16 protein-coding genes and 1 pseudogene are annotated in these 19,386 nt (G+C 72.1%); 5 read left to right on the top strand and 12 right to left on the bottom strand.

Annotated elements, in window-relative coordinates; genetic code table 11:
* Positions 1-109 precede the first annotated feature (109 nt).
* From ACIP84_RS14705 to ACIP84_RS14735, 7 genes are all read right to left on the bottom strand, one after another.
* Complete coding sequence (locus ACIP84_RS14705) at positions 110-1,138, bottom strand: LacI family DNA-binding transcriptional regulator (RefSeq protein WP_401798107.1); 1,029 nt, start codon at positions 1,136-1,138, stop codon at positions 110-112.
* A gap of 67 nt (positions 1,139-1,205) precedes the next feature.
* Entirely contained in the window at positions 1,206-3,155 is a 1,950-nt protein-coding gene (locus ACIP84_RS14710; RefSeq protein WP_401798108.1) for a glycoside hydrolase family 36 protein, read from the bottom strand.
* 5 nt (positions 3,156-3,160) lie between these two features.
* Positions 3,161-3,976, bottom strand: a complete 816-nt coding sequence (locus ACIP84_RS14715) for a carbohydrate ABC transporter permease (protein ID WP_401798109.1) — start codon at positions 3,974-3,976, stop codon at positions 3,161-3,163.
* Positions 3,973-4,974 carry a carbohydrate ABC transporter permease gene (locus ACIP84_RS14720; RefSeq protein ID WP_401798110.1) on the bottom strand — a complete coding sequence of 334 codons (1,002 nt, stop codon included), beginning with the start codon at positions 4,972-4,974 and terminating at the stop codon, positions 3,973-3,975. Before ACIP84_RS14720 ends, ACIP84_RS14715 begins: the two co-directional genes overlap by 4 nt.
* Positions 4,975-4,976: 2 nt before the next feature.
* Positions 4,977-6,311: an extracellular solute-binding protein gene (locus ACIP84_RS14725; protein ID WP_401798111.1), complete on the bottom strand. Its 1,335-nt coding sequence runs from the start codon at positions 6,309-6,311 to the stop codon at positions 4,977-4,979.
* Positions 6,296-7,462 (bottom strand): aminotransferase class V-fold PLP-dependent enzyme, encoded by a 1,167-nt coding sequence (locus ACIP84_RS14730; RefSeq protein ID WP_401798112.1) that lies wholly within the window; start codon positions 7,460-7,462, stop codon positions 6,296-6,298. Before ACIP84_RS14730 ends, ACIP84_RS14725 begins: the two co-directional genes overlap by 16 nt.
* Positions 7,463-7,714: 252 nt before the next feature.
* The gene (locus tag ACIP84_RS14735; RefSeq protein ID WP_401798113.1) at positions 7,715-8,371 is read right to left on the bottom strand and encodes a TetR/AcrR family transcriptional regulator; all 657 of its coding nucleotides are present in this window, start codon (positions 8,369-8,371) and stop codon (positions 7,715-7,717) included.
* Positions 8,372-8,424: 53 nt separating this feature from the next.
* On the opposite strand from ACIP84_RS14735, the gene ACIP84_RS14740 reads away from it, so the two are divergent.
* Positions 8,425-9,402 carry a GNAT family N-acetyltransferase gene (locus ACIP84_RS14740; protein WP_401798114.1) on the top strand — a complete coding sequence of 326 codons (978 nt, stop codon included), beginning with the start codon at positions 8,425-8,427 and terminating at the stop codon, positions 9,400-9,402.
* A gap of 103 nt (positions 9,403-9,505) precedes the next feature.
* Here ACIP84_RS14740 and ACIP84_RS14745 read toward each other — a convergent pair whose 3' ends face one another.
* The gene (locus ACIP84_RS14745) at positions 9,506-9,895 is read right to left on the bottom strand and encodes a VOC family protein (RefSeq protein ID WP_401798115.1); all 390 of its coding nucleotides are present in this window, start codon (positions 9,893-9,895) and stop codon (positions 9,506-9,508) included.
* A gap of 201 nt (positions 9,896-10,096) precedes the next feature.
* Here ACIP84_RS14745 and ACIP84_RS14750 point away from each other — a divergent pair, with 201 nt between their 5' ends.
* From ACIP84_RS14750 to ACIP84_RS14765, 4 genes and pseudogenes are all read left to right on the top strand, one after another.
* Positions 10,097-10,588 carry a DUF2975 domain-containing protein gene (locus ACIP84_RS14750; RefSeq protein ID WP_355963353.1) on the top strand — a complete coding sequence of 164 codons (492 nt, stop codon included), beginning with the start codon at positions 10,097-10,099 and terminating at the stop codon, positions 10,586-10,588.
* Positions 10,588-10,821, top strand: coding sequence for a helix-turn-helix domain-containing protein (locus ACIP84_RS14755; RefSeq protein WP_401798116.1), 234 nt, complete (start codon positions 10,588-10,590; stop codon positions 10,819-10,821). Before ACIP84_RS14750 ends, ACIP84_RS14755 begins: the two co-directional genes overlap by 1 nt.
* A 534-nt stretch (positions 10,822-11,355) precedes the next feature.
* Positions 11,356-12,399, top strand: a complete 1,044-nt coding sequence (locus ACIP84_RS14760; RefSeq protein WP_355963356.1) for a PP2C family protein-serine/threonine phosphatase — start codon at positions 11,356-11,358, stop codon at positions 12,397-12,399.
* Between the two features lie 128 nt (positions 12,400-12,527).
* Positions 12,528-12,967 (top strand): annotated as a pseudogene (locus ACIP84_RS14765) (lipase); the annotation flags it as partial.
* A gap of 78 nt (positions 12,968-13,045) precedes the next feature.
* Here ACIP84_RS14765 and ACIP84_RS14770 read toward each other — a convergent pair.
* From ACIP84_RS14770 to ACIP84_RS14785, 4 genes are all read right to left on the bottom strand, one after another.
* A complete protein-coding gene (locus ACIP84_RS14770; RefSeq protein ID WP_401798359.1) occupies positions 13,046-14,296 on the bottom strand; it encodes a homoserine O-acetyltransferase in 1,251 nt (416 codons plus the stop codon).
* On the bottom strand, positions 14,293-15,654 hold the full coding sequence (locus ACIP84_RS14775; RefSeq protein WP_401798117.1) for a bifunctional o-acetylhomoserine/o-acetylserine sulfhydrylase: 1,362 nt from the start codon (positions 15,652-15,654) through the stop codon (positions 14,293-14,295). Before ACIP84_RS14775 ends, ACIP84_RS14770 begins: the two co-directional genes overlap by 4 nt.
* A gap of 522 nt (positions 15,655-16,176) precedes the next feature.
* Positions 16,177-17,640 carry a hypothetical protein gene (locus tag ACIP84_RS14780; protein WP_401798118.1) on the bottom strand — a complete coding sequence of 488 codons (1,464 nt, stop codon included), beginning with the start codon at positions 17,638-17,640 and terminating at the stop codon, positions 16,177-16,179.
* Positions 17,641-18,168: 528 nt separating this feature from the next.
* Complete coding sequence (locus ACIP84_RS14785; protein ID WP_401798119.1) at positions 18,169-19,296, bottom strand: NADH:flavin oxidoreductase; 1,128 nt, start codon at positions 19,294-19,296, stop codon at positions 18,169-18,171.
* Positions 19,297-19,386 lie beyond the last annotated feature (90 nt).

Here is a 19,386-nt window from a genome sequence, read left to right on the forward strand (position 1 = left end):
TCAACCAACGATCAGATGATCCGAAGGAAACGCCCTAGGTCGCGTCCGTCCGGACCACGGCCGGGCGGCGCTGTATCGCGTCCGTCCGGATCGTGTCCGGTCGGCACGGCTACCGCGCCGGAGTGCTGCCCCGTACGACCGGCTCCGCCGGGAGCAGCAGCCCGCTCGTGGGAGCGGCGCCGGGATCCTCGACGGCGGTGATCAGCCGCGTGACGAGGGCGTGGGCGATGGTCGACAACGGCAGACGCACGCTGGTGAGGGCCGGCTGGATCAGTGTGCAGTGCGGCATGTCGTTGAAGCCGGCGACGGCGACGTCGACCCCGACGGTGAGGCCGGCCGCCCGGACCGCGTGGTAGGCGGCGAGGGCGAGCCAGTCGTTCGCGCACACCAGGGCGGTCGGGCGGTCGGAGCCGACCAGCAGGCGCTGCAGGGCCCGGGAGAGCGCGGCCGGATCGTCGTCGGGTACGCCGACCTCGAAGGCGCCGTCGGGTGCCGCGGCCGCGGCCTGCTGGAGCCCGGCCCGCCGGTCGGCGAGCCAGGGCAGCGAGGCCGCGGAGTTCACGTAACAGATCCTGCGGTGGCCCTGCTCGATGAGGAGGTCCACCAGGGCGGCCGTGGCGGCCGCGGAGTCGATGTCCACCCAGTTCTGCGGGCGGCCGGGAGCCGTGCGGCCGAAGGCGGCGAACGGGAAGCCGGCCTCGGCGAGCACGTCGACGCGGGGGTCGTCGTGCACCACGTCCGAGAGGACGAACCCGTCGACCTGCCGGGCCGCGATCAGGCCGTTGAACGACTTGGCGACCGCCGTGACGCCCTGCTGGGGGTCGCAGCGGAACAGCAGGATGCGGTGGCCCACGGCGTCGGCGGCGCTCACCAGCGCCTGGAGGAAGCCGCCCATCAGGGGGTTGGGGTCGGCGGGGTTGTCGGCGGGGGCGGGATAGCCGATGACCTTGCGGGTGCCGGTGCGCAGACTGCGGGCGGACTGATCGGGCTGGTAGCCGAGTTCGTCGATGGCGGCGGTGACCCGGGCGAGGGTGGTGTCGCGCAGCCGGTGGGGGGCGTTGAGGGCGTTCGAGACGGTCTGGCGGGAGACTCCCGCCGCGCGTGCGACGTCCTCGATGGTCACCTGTCGAGCGGTCATCGTTCCTCTGGAGGCGGTGGTCGGAGGGGCGGGGACGGCGGACGGCCGTCACCCGCCCCCTCGTCGTTCAGTGCTCTCGGGTCAGGGTGAGCAGGCCGCCGGTCGGCACCGTCACCGGGTTCACCCCGGGGACGAGGTCGAGCACGGTCTCGGACAGGATCTCACCACGGCAGTCCTGTACGAGGGCGAGGGCCCGTTCCCGCCGGGTGGCCACGAGCAGCACCACGGGGTCGCGGTCCGCGTTGGCGACGAGCAGGGTCCGCGGGCCGTCCGTGCCGTCCCGGTCCGGGACGGGGACGGGCAGCGGCGCGTAGCGCGCGACCACCGTGGTGCGGTCGTCGTGGGCGCTGACCAGGGGGTAGCCGAGGTCCGGGCGGGAGGGCTCCAGGTCGCCCAGCTGGAGGACGTCGGCGTGCCGGCGGAAGACACCGAGCCAGAAGCGCAGGGCGGCGAGCCGGCCGGGGCTCTCCGCGGCGAGGTCGACGGAGATCTGCGGTACCGAGAACAGCGCGTTGATCAGGTGGACGGCCACGGACTCGGGCGTCTCGGCGGCGTTCCACATGATCATGTCGGCGTGGACGGCGAGCGGTCCCGCGGTGAGCCGGCAGTCGACGGTGCGCTGGCGGTTCTCGGCGGGGCTGAGCGGGCAGTCGGTGGCGCGGACCATGGTGGCGTACGGCCACAGGCTCGGGCTCACGTACGGCTGGCGGTGTTCGACGATCACGTCGGGACGGGTGCGGCGCAGGCGGGCGTCGAGTTCGGTGAGGAGCCGGAGCAGGCCTTCGTGGACGGTGGCGTGGTCGGCGCCGGCCGGTGCGGGCGGCGGGTCGGCGACGGCGAAACTGTCGATGAAGTCGAGCTTCACCCCGTCCATGCCCCACTCCTCGACGGCGCGGCAGACCTTGTCGATCAGATAGGCGCGGACCTCGGGGTGACGGGGGTCGAGGACGGCCGCCTCCAGACGGGGCTCCTCGCGCAGGACCTTGTCCCTGAAGCGGTCCCAGGCGTCGTTGTGCCGGCCGATGAACGGCAGCGCGTACCAGAGGAGGTAGGCGAGGCCGCGCCGGTGGACCTCGGCCACGTGGGTCTCGAGGTCGGGGAACGCCTTCGGGTTGGGCTCCCAGTCGCCGCAGTGGCCGTAGCCGCGGCTGCGGTCGGCGGTCTGCCAGCCGTCGTCGACGATGATGCTCTCGCAGCCGAGGCCGGCGGCGAGGGCCGCCTGCTGCTCGACGGCGGCGGTGTCGACGTTCTGGTGAAGGCTGTACCAGGTGGAGTAGGCGGGCATCCGGGCGGCGGGGGCCACGCCGGGGTGGTCCACGCCCTCGGCCCACCAGTCGGTGACGGACCGCAGGGTGTGGGCGAAATGCCGGCCGCTGAGGTCGATCCGCAGCCGCATCGGTGGCCCGTCCGGGGTGAGGTCCTGCTCGACGGTGAACGCGAACTCCCCGCTCTCCTCCACGACACCGGCGCCGACGCGTACGGGTGCGGCGGTCTCGCCGGCGGCGACCGTGCACAGGGCGCGGTCATGGGCGCCGACGAGACTGGCGACGGGCGCGCCGAAGGCGAGGGAGACCGTCCGCGGAGTGATCCATGACGGCGGCAGCCAGCGGGAGGCGTCGGTGTCCGGGGTCCAGTAGGCGGTGGCCCCGACGCAGGGGACGCGCCATTCGGCGCGGAGGGTGACGGCCTCCGTGGCCGAGACCTCGATCAGGACCACGCCGTCCTCGACCGGGGCGACGGTGGCATCCCACCGGTCGCCGCCGATCCCGGTGAGGTGGAGGACGAGCGCGTCTCCGGTGGAGTGGATCAGGCCCGTGGCGAGCCGGCGGTGGACGACGGTGCCGGGGTTCTCCGCGGCCGACGCGTCAGGTCGCCAGGCGGGGACGGGCTGTTGGGAGACGGGCTGCTGGGAGTCGGGCTGCTGGGGGTCGGGCTGCCGGGAGTCGGCGTCATGACGAGGGACGGCGTCACGGGAGGAAGTGCCCTGAGGAGAGGGGGACTTCGGATCGGTGGTCACGGTGGTCACTCCTTCGTGGCCCCGGCGAGCAGGCCGGAGATGAACTGGCGTTGCAGGACGAGGAAGAGGGCCATCACGGGGATGGCGGCGATGGCACCGGCGAGCAGCACCTGCGCGTAGTTCGTGGTCGACAGGCCCTGCAGGGTGGCGGTGGCGACGGGCAGCGTGTACATCTCGGGGCTGCGCAGCGCGATCAGCGGCCAGACGAACTGGTTCCAGCCGCCGAGGAAGACGAACAGCGCGAGCGCCGCGATGATCGGCCGGTTGACCGGGATGACGATCCGCCACAGCACGCGCAGTTCGCCCGCGCCGTCGACACGGGCCGCGTCCAGGAGCTCGTCGGGCATCGAGCGCAGCGCCTGCCGCATCAGGAAGATGCCGAACGGGGTCACCAGGCCAGGCAGGACGACGGACTCGTACGAGTCGATCAGCCCCAGGTCCATCATCATCTGGAAGATCGGGATCAGCATCACCGCGTCGGGGATGACCAGGGTGCTGAGCAGCAGGACGAAGAACAGGTTGCGCCCGCGGAAGTCGAACTTGGCGAAGGCGTAGCCGGCGAGGACCGAGACGACGACCGCGCCGACGGTCTGGAGGCCCGCCACCACGAGGGTGTTGACGAGGACGCGGGTGAGGCCGATGGACTCCTGGAGGCCCTGGAGGTTCTCCAGGAGGTGGCCGCCGGGCAGCAGCTTCGGCGGCCAGGAGAACACGTCCTTGTCGTCCTGGGTGGCGGCCATGGCGAGCCACCAGAACGGGCCGACGCAGAGCCCGAAGGCACCCGCGAGCAGCACGGTGAGCAGGGGGCCGCGGAGCTTCACCGGCGCTCTCCCATCAGGCGGACCTGCAGGACGCCGAGGACGGACACGATCAGCGCGAGCGCGTAGGCGAGCGCCGAGGCGTAGCCGAAGTCGAAGTACTTGAAGCCGTTGTTGTAGAGGTACATGGTGACCGTGAGGGTGGCGTTGTCGGGGCCGCCGCCGGTGAGGACGTACGGCTCGTCGAAGAGCTGCAGGGTGCCGATGGTGGAGAGCACCACCGTGAGCAGGAGGATCGGCCGCAGCTGGGGCAGGGTGATGGCGAGGAAGCGGCGGACCGGCCCCGCGCCGTCGACCATCGCGGCCTCGTACAGCTCCTTGGGGATGCCCTGGAGGCCGGCGAGGTACATCACGGCGTTGTAGCCGATGTAGTGCCAGGTGATGACGAGGACGACGCCGACGCGGGCCCAGAAGGGGCTGCCGAGCCAGTTCACCCGGTCGATGCCGAACAGGGAGAGAACCCAGTTCAGCAGCCCCGCGTCGTGGTTCAGGATCACGGAGAACATGACGCCGGCCGCGACCAGGCCGGTCAGCGAGGGCACGAAGACGCCGAGTCGCCACAGCGGTCGCAGCCAGACCCTGGTGGAGTTGAGCCCGAGGGCGACGAGCAGCGCGAGGCCGAGCATCAGCGGCACCTGGACGACCAGGATCAGCGCGGTGTTCTGCAACGCGGTCCAGAACAGCGGATCGTCCAAAAGGCGCCGGTAGTTGGCGAGCCCGGAGAACTGCCGGGCGTCGCCGTTGCCGGTCGTGAGGCTGATCCAGAACGAGGCCGCGATGGGGTACGCCTTGAAGACCGCGAAGCCCAGGACGGCGGGCATGATCAGCAGGTACGGGACGGAGGCGCGGGTCAGCAGCCGGCGCCGGCCGGCGCGGGCGCGGGCGGGGCGGCCGGGGCGGGCCGCCCTGCCCGGGCGGCGGTGGCCACGGCGACCGGCGGGCGGGCCGGCCGAGGCGGCGGGCGCCCCGGCGGGGGCGCTTTCGGAGGGGGCGAGGGACATGGTCAGGCCGCCTGCCGCCGACCGGTCTGCTGGGCGAGCTGCCTGGCCGCGGCCTTCAGCGCCTCTGCCGGGTCGGCGCCCTTGATCAGCACCTGGCTCTGGGCGTCGGCGGCGAGCTTGAGCGCTCGGCTGTAGTCACCGGTGAAGTTGGTGGCGTCCGCACCGGAGTCGAGCGAGGTGACGAAGGACCGCAGCACCTGCTGGCCTCCGTAGAAGGGGTGGGGCGCGCTGAACTTCGGGTCGGCGTAAGCCCCCTTGAGGGCGGGGAAGACGCCCCCGGACGCGAACATCCGGTTGATCTCGGCGGGCTTGGTCAGCGCGTACTCGATGAAGCGCCAGGCGGCTTTGCGGCGCTTGCCGGTGGCGGAGACGGCCAGATAGGTGGAGTTGACGATGGCGCTGCGCCCACCCCCGGGGACGGCGGCCGGCGGCTGCATGACGCGCCACCTGCCGCTCTGGGCGGGGAACTTGGTGGCCAGGTACTCGATGGCCCAGGCCGGGTACGGTGCGGTGGCGAGCTTCCCCTGGCCGACGAGGCGCTTCCAGGTGCCCTGGCCGGCGGTGTCGGCGAGCAGGCCGCCGTCGTTGAGCCGCTTGATGACGGTGAGGGCCTGCACCGCCTCCGGGGAGCCGAGCGTGACCCTGCCCTCGGCGTCGAAGTAGAAAGCGTCCTGGAGCTGCATCAGGTTCTGGAAGAAGTCCATGTCCTGGGTGGTGCCGGGCTTGTCGAGCCCGAGCAGCTGGGCGCCGGTAGCGGCCCGGATCTTCGGCCCGGCGGCTATCAGGTCGTCCCAGCTGGTGAGCGAGGCGGGGTCGACCCCGGCCTTCTCGAAGTAGTCGTGCCGGTAGAACAGGCCGAGCGGGTTGACCTCCCACGGGAGGGCGTGGGCGGCTCCGTCCTTGCCCGTGACGGTCGGCCACAGGCCCTCGACGAAGGCGTCCTTGTGCCGGTCGGCGCCGAGTCTCGACAGGTCGGCGAGGCCCTCGGGGAACTTCTCCAGGTAGCCGGGCAGATAGTCGACCCCGATGTGCAGGACGTCGGCGATCCCCCTGCCTCCCGAGGCGAGACCGACGGTGATCTTGTCCCAGATGGCGGGGTTGCCCACGTCCTGGACGTCGACCTCGATGCCGGGGTTGTCCCGTTCGAAGGAGGGGACGACGCCGCGCAGGGCCTCGGCCGCGGTGGTCCAGCTCCAGACGGTGACCTTCCCGGTGTCGCCGTCGGCACCGGCGGTGTCACCGCCCGAGCCGCCACCGCCGCAGGCGGCCAGGCCGAGCCCGGCGGCGGAGGCGGTGGCGAGGTGAAGGACCTGTCGGCGGGTCAGCTGGTGGGACATGTCGGCTCCTGGACGTCGGTACGGGCGCGGGTGCTGCTTTCGGTGGTGCTGGTGGTGCCGGTCGTGCCGTGGGTGAGGGCGCGCAGTGCCTCCGCGAACAGGTCCGCCACGGCGGGCGGGGTGGAGGCATGAGGAGAGAGCCGGATCCACTCGTCCCGGCGCGTGGCGATCAGCCCGGCCGCTTCGAGGGTGCGATGGACGGTGGAGGGGTCATGACCGGGGAGGCGGAAGGAGCCGATCCCGGCGCGCTCCCGGTGACCGAGCCCGTCCGACAGGACCTCGGCGCCCGCCCGACGCGCCCGGTCGAGCAGCTCCGCGAGGGTGGCCCGTATCCGGGCACCGACGACGGCCGGGCCGCCCTGGTCGAGCAGGTCGTCCACGGCCGCGCCGATGGCCGCGGCGGCCGGGAAGTCCGGATTGGTGGCCAGGTGGGCGGCGGCGCCGGGCAGGGAGGGCGCCGGATGCCGTGCGGCGAAGGGCTCCGTGACACCGGCCCAGCCACCGAGACCCGGAGCGAGACGCTCGCCGCAACGGTCGCGGATGAGGAGCAGTGCGGCCCCCCAGCCGGCCCGCAGCCACTTCTGGCCGCCGCTGACGAGGACGTCGGCGGCGTCGGCTTCGAGGGGGACGGCACCGAGCCCCTGGACGGCGTCGACGATCAGGAGCCGGTCGGGTCCGAGGACCTCCTTGAGAGCGGCGAGCGGGGCCACATGTCCGGTGAGCGAATCGACGGCGCTGACGGTGAGGGCGGTGACGTCGGGCGTGAGATGTCGGCGCAGGAGATCGGCGGTGATGTGCCTCTGCCCGTCCGGGTCGAGGAGGCGGACGTCGGGCCCGCCGCGGCCGGCGAAGCGGAGCCAGGGGTAGACGTTGGCGGGGAACTCGCCGCGGGGCACGAGCACGGTGCCGGGACCCCGGAGGGCGGCGGCCACGGTGAACAGGCCGTTGCTGGTGGACGGGGCGAGGGCGATCTCGTGGGGCCGGGCTTCGAGGAGCCGTGCGGCAGAGGTCCGGGCGGCGTCGCCGAGGGCGAACAGCCGGTCGAGGTCGGCGGGGTCCGCTCGGCCGGCCAGCGCGGTCGCGGCGGCGGTCGCGGCGGCGGCCCCGCGGGAGAGCGGCCCGATCCTGGCGTGGTCGAGGTAGCCCGGCATCGGACCGCGATCGAGGGCGGCCCGGCCGGGAGCCGCACGGGTGGCGGCATCGGCTGGGCAGGAGATTTGAGCGTTCAAATTCAGTCCCTCAAAGTGACCACTACATGACGATCCCGGGATTTGAAGGTTCACATTAGAGAGGCGGAGTCGCCTCGGCAAGAGTTCTGTCGAGGTGAACTGCCGCAGCCGGGCCTACGGTTGGCCTGCCGCCTGCCGCCTGCCGCCTGCCGCCTGCCGCCTGCCGCCTGCCGCCTACCGGGGTCTGATGCTCGTCGCCGGTGCCGGTGCCGGTGCCGGCGAAGGCTCCGGTGAGGGCCGGGGCGGCGCGATCGTCGCGAGGAAGTCGTCGAGCATCGCGCTCTGCACCTCCTCCGGGAAGCGGGCGGGGTCGAACAGGGCCTGGACGACGAGACCGTGCGTGAAGGCGACGGCGGTGGCGGCGAGTTGCTCCAGATCGGTGTCTGCCGGGAGTTCGCCGAGGTCGCGTGCGGCCTCCAGGTGGGGGAGGAGGGACGAGCGCAGCCGCGTGTAGCGGTCGGCCTGCTCCGAGGCGAGGCCGTCGTCCGCGAGGGAGAGGTCCCAGGAGCTGACCCAGACGCGGTTGCGGGCGGTGTCGTCCGGAGTCAGCGGCAAGATGTCCAGCAGCAGCACGCGCACCGTGGCGAGGCCCGCGCCGGGACGGGCCCGGCGGGGACGCTCCGCCGTGCGCTTCTCCAGCAGGTCCAGGGCGTGGGTGATCAGCGCCCGCTTGGTCGGGAAGTAATGCATGAGCATCCCGGTCGAGACGCCCATCGCGGTGGCGACGGCGCGCAGGGTCAGCCCGCCGAACCCCTTGTCGGCGAGCACCTGCCACACCGTCTCGGATACGTCCTCACGGCGGGCGTCACGGTCTCCTGGTGCAGGCGGCATGCTGCTAGCTTACGTACCGAACGCTTGTTACGCACCGAGGGAGCGATGCTCACATGTTCACTATCCCCATCGGCGATCATGCCCGGCTCCGCCCCCTGGAGCCCTGGCGGGCGCCGGAGTTCCTCGCCCACATCGACCGTGCGCGGGACACCGTCGACCCGTGGATCCCGTGGGCGACGTTCAGCACCGACCTGCCCTCCGCCAGAGCGACCCTCCAGCGCTACGCCGACCGGCTGGCCACGGACGACGGCGGGATCTTCGGCATCTGGCTGGACGGCACGCTGGTCGGCGGTGTCATGTTCACCCGCTTCGACAGCACCTCCGGCGTGTGTGAGATCGGCTGCTGGCTCGAGAAGGCGGGGGAGGGGCGGGGCCTGGTGAACCGGGCCTGCCGGACCCTGATCGACTGGGCCTTCACCGTGCGGGGGATGAGCCGGGTCGAGTGGTGGGTCGCGGCGCACAACTCCCGCAGCATCGCGGCCGCCCGCAGGCTCGGCATGACGCGCGACGGTGTGCTGCGGCGGCATTCTCCGTACCGAGGTGTGCGGCACGACATGGAGGTCTGGTCGGTCCTCGCCGAGGAGTGGCCGTCTGCCGGGGCGGGTTCCGCTTCCGGCGTCCAGGCCGAACTCGACCGGTTGATGGGCGTGTTCATCGGTGCCTTCACCAACACCGGTGGGAGGCGTCCCGAACTCGATGTCCTCCGCGACGTGTTCATCCCGCAGGGAAGGATCATCGCCAACGTCGGGGGCGAGCCGGTGATCTACGACCTCGACGCCTTCATCGAAGCGCGTCAGCGGATGCTCACCGACGGGACCCTGACGGAGTTCTCCGAGGAGGAGGTCTCGGCGCGCACCGAGATCTTCGGATCGATCGCCCACCGGTTCAGTGAGTACCGCAAGTCCGGCTACCGCGACGGTGCGTGGTTCGAGGGTTCCGGCCACAAGACCACTCAGTACCTCCTGACCCCGGCGGGCTGGAGGATGTCCTCGCTGGCCTGGGACGACGTGCCCGCCGCCGTCACCGGATGACCGTGCGGACGCGGCCGGGAGCGAGGCGGGGGCCGAGTACGGCGTCGATGGGGCGGTCGAGTGCGGGGGCGAGGGCCGCGCCGGGCGCGTCCCTCGCTGTGACCTACGAGGGCCGGCCGCCGTACGGCACGGTGATCAGCTCCATGAGGTGACCCGCAGGGTCGACGAAGTACACGCCGTGTCCGCCGTCATGGCGGTTGATCGCACCGGGCCGCTTCCTGTGCGGGTCGGCGTAGTGCTCGACCCCGTGCTGCCTGATGCGTGCGTACGCCGCGTCGAACTCCCCCTCGGAGACCAGGAAGGCGTAGTGCTGGGGCGTGATCGTGTCCGCGGGGATCGTGGCGAAGTCCAGAGTGACGCGATTGCTCAGATCGACCGCGACGAACGGCCCCCACTCGCCGGTGATCTCGAGTCCCAGCAGGTCCGCGAAGAACTCCGCGGACTCCCAGTTGTCCCGGGCGTGGACGATCGTGTGGTTCAGCTCGACAGACAAGGAATGCCTCCGAGGGCATCTCCCGACACCTCCATGCCTCACCCGGTCGGTGACCGGCACGCGATGTCGCCATACATCCTACTGATAGCGCCCGGATGTCACCTGTTGTGACTGAAGCGTGCACGCCCCGCGGGTCCACCCCCTTGCTCGACCTATCGAGATTCGATAGCTTTCGGTCGTAAGTCGATGCAAGGAGGGGTCATGGGAAAGCTGGCAGTGGGTGCGTTGCGCGCCGTACTCGCAGTGGTGCTCGCCGGCACCGTGTCGGTGCAGGTGCTGATGGTGTGGATGCTGGTCAGTGGGAGTGATCCGGAGGACGGCTCGCTCCCCCTGACCCCGCTGCGCGTGATCGTGGTCCTGGGAATGCTGACGGCGCAGGTCGCCCTGGTCTGCGTGTGGCGGCTGGTGGCGATGGTGCGGCGGGGAACGGTGTTCTCCCTCGCCGCCTTCCGGTACGTGGACGGTGTGATCGGCGCGATCGTCGCGGCGGCTGTCCTGTGGTTCGCGGTCACGGCCATCAACGCGCCGGACCAGCGGGACGACCCCGGCGTCACCGTCATCATGGGCGGGATCGGCGTGGCCGTCCTGGGGGTCGCGCTCATCGTGCTCGTGCTGCGGATGCTGCTCGTCCAGGCCGTCGACCGCGATGTCGAAGCCGCGCGGATGCAGGCCGAGCTGGACGAGGTCATCTGATGCCGATCGTCGTCGACATCGATGTGATGCTGGCCAGGCGGAAGATGTCCGTGGGCGAGCTCGCCGGGCGGGTGGGGATCACGCCCGCCAACCTCGCCGTACTCAAGAACGGCAGGGCCAAGGCGGTGCGGTTCGCGACGCTCGCCGCGCTCTGCGAGGTGCTGGAATGCCAGCCGGGCGACCTGCTGCGCTGGCAGGCCGAGGACGCCGCTGAGGAGCCGGCGCCTTCGTAGGCCGCGGCCCTGTCCTGTGCCGACTCGTCCTGGCCCCCGGACGGGGCGCTCCCTGACCGGTTCGAGATGCCGGATCAGGGCCGTGTCGGCGGCTTCGGCCGACGGGCCGCCACGGCCAGGTCGGGGCCAAGGTCGAAGCCAGGCTCGGCAGCAGCAGGCGGCCCCGCGGTCCACAAGCGGGTCGCCGACGGTCGGCAGGCGCCGATCCGCGCGAGCAGGGCCACCGAGCAGACCCGCGGCCGTCCCCGTCGTCAGGTCGGCATGGAGCCGGGGCGCTGACGCGCAGCGGGCAAGGTGGTGCGGGCAGGCATTCTCGGCCGGCTCGTCCACCCCGCCTGGCCGGAGCGTGTGATCTGCGGTGATGCAGACCGTGACCGGTGCCTGACGCGCACCGGGCCCGTGCTGGAGCTCCGCCACCCCCTGTGACCGCCCCTGCTCTCTGGGGCGCTTTGTCTGTCTTATGTGGATATTCTGTCCGGTGTGATCGAGTCTGGACAGCTACGGCTACGGTTTCGCCGGCGCTATGGCCCAGGGATGTTCGTGCGGCTCTCGCCGGTCTTTCTGACCGTCGTGATCGCCGCACTGGCCTACAACACTCCGCCGGAGATGGCCTTCAGCCGACTCCTGCCGGCCGCACCGGCCCTGGCCGCCGCCATGTGGCCGGTGCTCCCCACTGTCCTGCTCGGCACGGTCTGCCTGGTGCTGATGATCGGCCTCAGCCTCGTCTTCCCCGACCTCGGAACGTGGTGGACGGCCGCGGGGATCATCGCCGTCACGGTCGCCGCGGCGTACGGAAGCCATGTGCGGCTCCAACGGGAACGAACCCTCCTGCAGGTACGGCTCGTCGCCGATGCGGCGCAGCAAGTGGTGCTCAGTCCGATGCCGCGCCGCTTCGGAAACGTCGAGATCGAGTCGCTGTACCTCGCGGCCGCCGCCGAGGCGCGTATCGGCGGGGACTTCTACGAGGCCGTCGACACCCCGTACGGCGTCAGGCTGCTCATCGGTGACGTACGGGGCAAGGGACTGCCGGCCGTGGGAGCGGCCGCAGCCATCGTCAACGCCTTCCGGGAGGCCGCCTACAGCGAGACGGACATGGTCGACATCGCCCGCAGGCTCGACGCCACCTGCACCCGGTACAACGGAGCCTTTCCGCCCGAAGGGACGATGGAGCGCTTCGCCACCGCGCTGCTCGTCCAGATCCCGGACGCGGGCGGGCGGATCGACGTCCTCAACTGCGGACACCCGCCCCCGCTGATCGTGAACCGCGCGACACTGCGCGTCGTCGAATCGCGCGCCCCGTCGCCCCTGCTCAGCCTCGCCGACCTGCTGGGCGACCACTACAGCGTCGACACCTGCCCCTTCGCCCCGGGTGACCTGCTGCTCCTCTACACCGACGGGATCGCCGAGGCCCGTGACCGGCGCGGCGAGTTCTTCCCCCTCGCGGCCTGGACGCGCCGGCAGTCCCTGACGCCGCCCCGCGAGCTCCTCAAAGCGCTTCACCGCGACCTCCTTCGCTACACCCAAGGGCGTCTCGACGACGACATCGCCGCCCTCGCCGTACGCCTGAGCGACGGCTGAGCGCCGCCCCGGCGAGCGACTCGCTGTCGTCCCGGTGCTCGCTGTCGCCCCGGGAGCCCCGGCACGAGAGCCGCGCCCGGGAACCGGGTCGCCGGGACCCGGGCGGCGCCTTCTGAAGGGTCGGGCGGCTCGGGTTCGCCGCCATCATTCAGACCTGCGTGCTCAACAGCGAGGCCACCTGCCTCGCGGCCGTCGACGCCGCCGTCGTGAAGATGAACAGCACCCTGCCCGGTGGCCTCTCCGCCCTCTACGGGGACATCCGCAGCCGCGCACCGCAGGCCCGCGTGGTGGTTCTCGGGTACCCCCGGTTCTACAAGCTGTCCGGGAGCTGCATCGCCGGACTCAGCGAGACCGAGCGAGCGGCCGTCAACCGGGGCTCCGACACCCTCAACGGCGTTCTGGCGAAGCAGGCGGCGAACGCGGGCTTCACCTTCTCCAGCGTCGTCGACGAGTTCACGGCCACGAGATCTGCTCCGCGGACTCCTGGCTGCACAGCCTGTCCGTTCCGGTGTACAACTCCTACCACCCGAAGGCCGCCGGGCAGTCGGGCGGCTACCTACCGCGCTTTCCGTTCGGCCGTCTGCCCCCGCCCGGCCTCGCACGAGGGGATCGGACCGGCCGGCCGGCGGCTCGGTCCGGTCCCGCCTCACCTCCGCCCAGCCTCTCGGCGACGCAGCTCCTCCGACTCCGGTTCCGGCGACACACGCGGAACGCGGCCCACCTCATCGGGCGGCGCGTCGAGGAGTTCCCGTACCAGTGCGCCGACCTGGTCCGTCTCCAGCAGGAACCCGTCGTGCCCGTAGGGGGACCGGATGACCCGGACCCCGTCCGCGGACGGAATCCCGTCCGCCAGCTCCTCCTGCTGGGAGAGGGGGTAGAGGCGGTCGGAGTCCACACCGGCCACCACCGTCCGGGCCTGTACCCGGCCGAGGGCCGCGCGCCGACCGCCGCGGCCCCGTCCGACGTCGTGGGTGTTCATGGCCTCGACCAGGGTGACGTAGCTGGCCGCGTCGAACCGCCGGAGGAGCTTGACGGCCTGGTGGTCGAGGTACGACTCGACGCGGTACCGGCCACCGTGCCAGGGCTGCTCCCCCTCCTGGGCCTCATGACCGAAGCGGCTCTGCAGTTCGGCGGCCGACCGGTAGGTGATGTGTGCGATACGGCGGGCGATGCCCAGCCCCGCGTGCGGTCCCTGCCCGGGGCCGGCGTCGTGATAGTCGCCGCCCTGCCAGTGGGGGTCGGCGCGGATGGCGTGCAGTTGCGCGACGGCCCAGGCGATCTGGTCCGCGCTCGCCGCCGGCGGGCATGCCAGCAGCAACAGCGAGGCCACACGGTGCGGTTCTCCGACCGCCCACTCCAACGCCCGCATTCCGCCCATGGAACCCCCGATCACCAGGGCCCAGCGCCCGATGCCGAGCGCGTCGGCGAGCCCGGTCTCGGCACGCACCTGGTCGCGTTGGGTCAGACGAGGAAAGGCGCCGCCCCAGGGGCGCCCCCCGGGCCCCGTGGAGGCGGGCCCGGTGCTTCCCTGGCAGCCGCCCAGTACGTTCGGCGCCACCACGAACCACCGGTCGGTGTCGAGTGCCCGGCCCGGGCCGACCAGCGCGTCCCACCAGCCGGAGGTCTGGTGCCCGGGGGCGGCGTCGCCCGCGACATGGCTGTCACCGGTCAGCGCGTGCAGCACGAGCACCGCGTTCGAACGGTCGGGCGCGAGGCGCCCCCAGGTCTCGTACGCCAGCCGTACCCGCGGAAGCTCGCCGCCGGCCTCCAACGCCAGTGGCTGCGCGCGCTGGTGCCACTGGCGTCGGCCGGGCGGATCCCCCTCCCGCCACGCCCCGGTGGCGGGCAGGGGGACCCCGGCGGCCGGTGTCGCGGGGGAGGCTGAGGCGGGGTTCAGGACGCTTCCTTCGCAGCGCGGAAGCCGGCCTCCAGGTCGGCCTTCAGGTCGGCCGGGTTCTCGATGCCCACCGAAAGCCGCACCAGCCCCGGCGTGGTGCCGGTCGCGGCGAGCTGTGTCGCGTCGAGCTGGCTGTGCGTGGTGGAGGCGGGGTGGATGACGAGGCTGCGTACGTCGCCGATGTTCGCGAGGTGGCTGAACAGTTCCAGTCCGTCCACGAACCGTCGGCCCGCCTCGATGCCGCCCCGCAACTCGAACGCGAGCACGGCACCGGCGCCGCGCGGCAGGTAGCGGCGCCCCGCCTCGTACCAGCGGTTGGACGGCAGACCGGGGTAGTGCACCGCCGAGACCTCGTCGCGCTGCTCGAGCCACTCGGCCAGAGCCTGGGCGTTCGCCGAGTGCCGCTCCAGGCGCAGGCTCAGCGTCTCCACGCCCTGCAGGAGCAGGAACGCCGAGTGCGGCGCGATGGCGGGGCCGAGGTCGCGCAGCAGCTGCACGCGCAGCTTGACCGCGTACGCCCCCGCTCCGAGGTCGGACCAGTAGCGCAGGCCGTGGTAACTGGGGTCGGGCTCGTTGAAGTCGGGGAAGCGCTCGGGGTGCGCGCCGAAGTCGAAGGTGCCCGCGTCGACGACCACACCGCCGAGCGTGGTGCCGTGCCCGCCGAGGAACTTGGTGGCCGAGTGCACGACGACGTCCGCCCCGTGCTCGATGGGACGCAGCAGGTACGGCGTGGGCACGGTGTTGTCGACGATGAGCGGAAGTCCCGCCGCGTGCGCGACGTCGGCCACGCCCCGGACGTCGAGGACGTTGCCGCGCGGGTTGCCGAGGGTCTCCGCGAACAGGGCCTTGGTGTGCGGCCGTACGGCGGCACGCCAGGCGTCGAGGTCGTCGGGGTCCTCGACGAACGACACCTCGATGCCGAACTTCGGCAGGGTGTGGTGGAACAGGTTGTACGTGCCGCCGTAGAGGGAGGCACTGGAGACGATGTGGTCGCCGGCCGAGGCCAGGTTCAGGATCGCGAGTGTCTCCGCGGCCTGCCCGGACGCGACGGCGACGGCGGCGACGCCGCCTTCGAGGGCGGCGATCCGCTGTTCGAAGGCGTCCTGGGTGGGGTTGTGGATGCGGGTGTAGATGTTCCCCGGTTCGGCGAGGGAGAAGAGGTCGGAAGCGTGCTGGGTGTCGCGGAAGACGAAGGAGGTCGTCTGGTAGATCGGGACCGCGCGGGCGCCTGTCGCCGGATCGGGGGCCGTACCGGCGTGGAGCTGCTTGGTCTCGAAGGACCATGCGGGCGTCTCGGCTCCGGCGGGCTCGCGCTCGGGGGTGTGACCTGCGGTGAGGGCGTCGACGGGCTGGCTCATGGGTCTCCTCTGAGGTGAGCTGCGCTGAGGTGAGGTGAGGGTGGGGCGGCGGGTGGCCACACGTACGTATCGGGAGGGGAGTCGTGGTGCCTCAAGGGCCCGGCGGGGATGGCGAGTCGGGGCATTCACCCTGGAGCCGAGATCCGGCAGGGGAGGGTTCTGCGCTTCGCCCGACGGCGACGGCGACCGGCGGCGACGGCGACCGGCGGCGACGGCGACAACGCTCCGCAGCGACCGGCAGGGACGACGGCGGCGACCGGCAGGGGCGCGAGCCGAGGCGGGTCGGGCGCGACGGGGTCGCGTACGACGGGTGCCCGGGAAGCGCGAAGGGGAGCGCGAAGGGAAGCGCGGGGCGATGCCGCGCGGCGTCGCGTCAGCCTGTGACGCGACACCCCGTGGTCGTGACACGCACGTAGTCGACGTGGCGACGGGTCACGAGTACGGTCATGGCCCCAGGTAACCACAGGCGGGTCGAGGCGCACCAGACCTTCCGGTCACAACCACCCTCCGCGAGAGCCCCGTTCAGCGCTTGGAGATGCGGACCACGCCGGTCTCGGTGCCCTGGTAGAGGGTGCCGTCGGGGGCGGCCGTCCCCCGCATCTGGAGCGGGTTGTAGACCAGCCCGATCCCCAGGTAGGAACTGGCGAGTCGGACACCGGTGGCCGGGTCGAGGACGGCGTGGTGGTACTGGGCGAAGGTGTTCAGGCCGGCACTGCCGGTAGGACCGGTCACGGAAACGGTGTAGATCTTCCCGTCGGCGAGGGAGAGCCGGGGCAGCGCGGCGGACTTCACCGGGCTGTTCCACACCACCTCGCAGCCCGTTCCCTGGGCGTTGACGTCGATCCGGCTCAGACCACCGTCGAAGTTCGCGGAGGACGGCTCGCTTGCGGGAGCGCCCTCGGGCAGGGCCGGGTAGGGATAGCCGTAGGTGTTGGTGACGAAGACGCTGCGGCCGGAGGCGATGACGGCGTCCTCGGTGCCGCTGCGGGCGTACCCGGTGAGCACGGGGACGCGGCAGATCGGCTCGGGTCCGCCGGCCGCCCGGTAGACGAGCAGGTTCCCGTGGGGGGCGGCGTTGTCGACGATGGTGACGTACTCGGTGCCGTTGCCCGGTCCGAAGAAGCTCGGGGTGGTCCCGGTGCCCCAGCTGAGCTGTCCGGGCTTGCGGGCCGGGCCGCGGTCGTAGGGAGCCCGCCAGTCCACCACGGGTGTGCCGTCGGGGGCGGACGACAGGAGGTAGAGGGCGTGGTCGGTGGCGACGGCGGTGCGGCCGGGAACCGTGGAGATGCTGTTCTGGACGCCTTCGCCGGTGCTGATGGTGCGTACGGCGCCGGTGCCGGTGTCGACGGTCCCGATCACACCGCCGCTGGTGGCGAACCAGACTCTGCCGTCCCAGGCGGGGGTGAGTCCGACGATGTTGTCCCCGGCGGGTACGGCATCGCCCAGGGGGGTCCTCTGGTCGATCCGGAGGGTCCATGCGGAGCCGGTGCGCTGGTGGCCGATGCGGACGAGATCGTTTTCGCCGTCGACGACGACCAGGCGGTCCGTGTTGTCGAGGTAGGCGTAGACGCCGCCGAACAGACTGCCCTTGGGCAGGGCGAGCGAGGCGAGGTCGGCTCCGGTCGCGGGGTCGAGCAGATGGACCGTCGGGGTCTGGCCGAAGATGGTGGTGCAGAGGGTGACCACGTAGCCGTCGCTTCCCACGAGCACCGTGGGGCAGGCGGAAGCGAGTGCCGTGCGGGAGTACGTGACGGCGGCCGTGCCGGGCCCCGGGTAGGGCGTGGTGCCGCTGGAGGCGCTGTCGCCGTGCATCGTCGCGGCGCCGTTGGCCGCCGTGACGGGGTTCTGCGGTGGCTGGGGACCGAACGGAGTCGCCGGGTCGGCGGCGGAGGCGGGGGCGCCGGTGAGACCGGCGGCGCTGAGGGCCACGGCGAGGGCGGAGGCAAGCACGGCGAGACGCCCGCCGGCAGGCAGGGAGAACGGCATCAGGAGTCCTCGGGACGGAGAGGGAGGAGGCAGCTGCGGAACGCTGCGGACCGAGCGGCGTGCTGTGCGGCACCGACGAGCGCCGCGGATGCGCCGGGCGCTGCGGGACGTTCCGGCGGGGTGGGATCGGCCGTCGGTGCGGAACGAGCCGGCGGGGGTGGGGTCGGCCGGCGAGGTGAACCAGCCGATGCGGTGCCGGCCGATGGTGCGGCCCGGCCCCTGGTTCCGTGGGCGGTGGCTCCTCGGAACGGCTCTGGCACGGACGCTAGCCGCTGCCCGGGCGATCCGGCTCTCTCCGTGGCCGCCGGTCACAGCTTGTTCATCCAGTTCATGCTCCCGCAGTCCCCGGGCAACACAAGGAGCTGCTGTGAGGCTCTGGTTCAGTGCGAACTGCCCCCTGCTTCCTGCCTCCTGTCGCCCGCAGCCGGCCGCCTGCCGCCGACGGCCGCCGCCCCGGGCCGGATGTGGCACGGGGCGGCGGCTGAATCGGTGAGCGGCTGCGTCGGCGAGCCGTCACGTGGTTCGGGGCTAGCTGAGCGTCTTCACCGCGGCCGCGTCGTACGGCTTGAGCTCGTCGGTCCGCCCCGCGAGGACCTTCGCCGCCCACTCCGGGTCCTGGAGCAGGGCGCGGCCGACGGCGACCATGTCGAACTCGTCCCGCTCCAGGCGGTCGAGAAGGTCGTCGATGCCCTGCACCGGGGCGCCTTCGCCCGCGAAGGCGTGGATGAAGTCGCCGTCGAGGCCGACCGAGCCGACGGTGATGGTGGGCCTGCCGGTGAGCTTCTTGGTCCAGCCCGCCAGGTTCAGGTCCGAGTCCTCGAACTCGGGAATCCAGTGGCGGCGGGTGGAGGCGTGGAAGGCGTCGACGCCGGCCGCGGCGAGCGGGGCCAGGATCGCCTCCAGCTCCTGCGGGGTCTCGGCGAGCCGCGCGTCGTAGGCGTCCTGCTTCCACTGCGAGAAGCGGAAGATCACCGGGAAGTCGGGCGAGACGCTCGCGCGGACCGCGGCCACGACCTCGGCCGCGAACTTCGTACGGGCCACGGGGTCGCCGCCGTAGGCGTCGGTACGGCGGTTCGTCCCCGCCCACAGGAACTGGTCCAGGAGGTAGCCGTGGGCGCCGTGGAGTTCGACGCCGTCGAAGCCGATGCGCTCGGCGGCCGCGGCGGCCTCGGCGAAGGCGCCGACGACATCGTCCAGGTCGCTCTGGGTCATCGCCTTCCCCGTGCCCTCGGTGCCGTCGGGGCGGATGCCGGAGGGGCCCATCGCGGGGGCGTCGGCGTAGGGGGCCTGGCCCTGCTTGCGCACCATGCCGATGTGCCACAGCTGCGGGACGATCGTGCCGCCCGCCGCGTGCACGGCCTCGGCGACCTTCGCCCACCCCGCCAGCTGCTCCTCGCCGTGGAAGCGCGGCACACGGTCGCTCTGCCCGGCCGACTCGTGGCCGACGTAGGTCCCCTCGGTGACGATCAGGCCCACGCCGGCGGCGGCGCGACGGGCGTAGTAGGAGAGCACGTCCTCACCGGGAACTCCGCCGGGGGAGAACATGCGCGTCATCGGCGCCATCGCGATGCGGTTCGGGACGGTCAGGCCGTTCAGCGAGACGGGCCGGGACAGGATCTCGGCGGCGCGGGAGGTGGGGGACGCGGTGACGGTCACAGGGACGCTCCTCGTGGCACTTACTTGACAACCTTGATGCTTGATAACTTCATGCAACGAGGCGACGGTAGAGGCCGATGCTTGAGACAG

Source organism: Streptomyces sp. NPDC088707 (genome assembly GCF_044752725.1).
GTDB lineage: Bacteria > Actinomycetota > Actinomycetes > Streptomycetales > Streptomycetaceae > Streptomyces.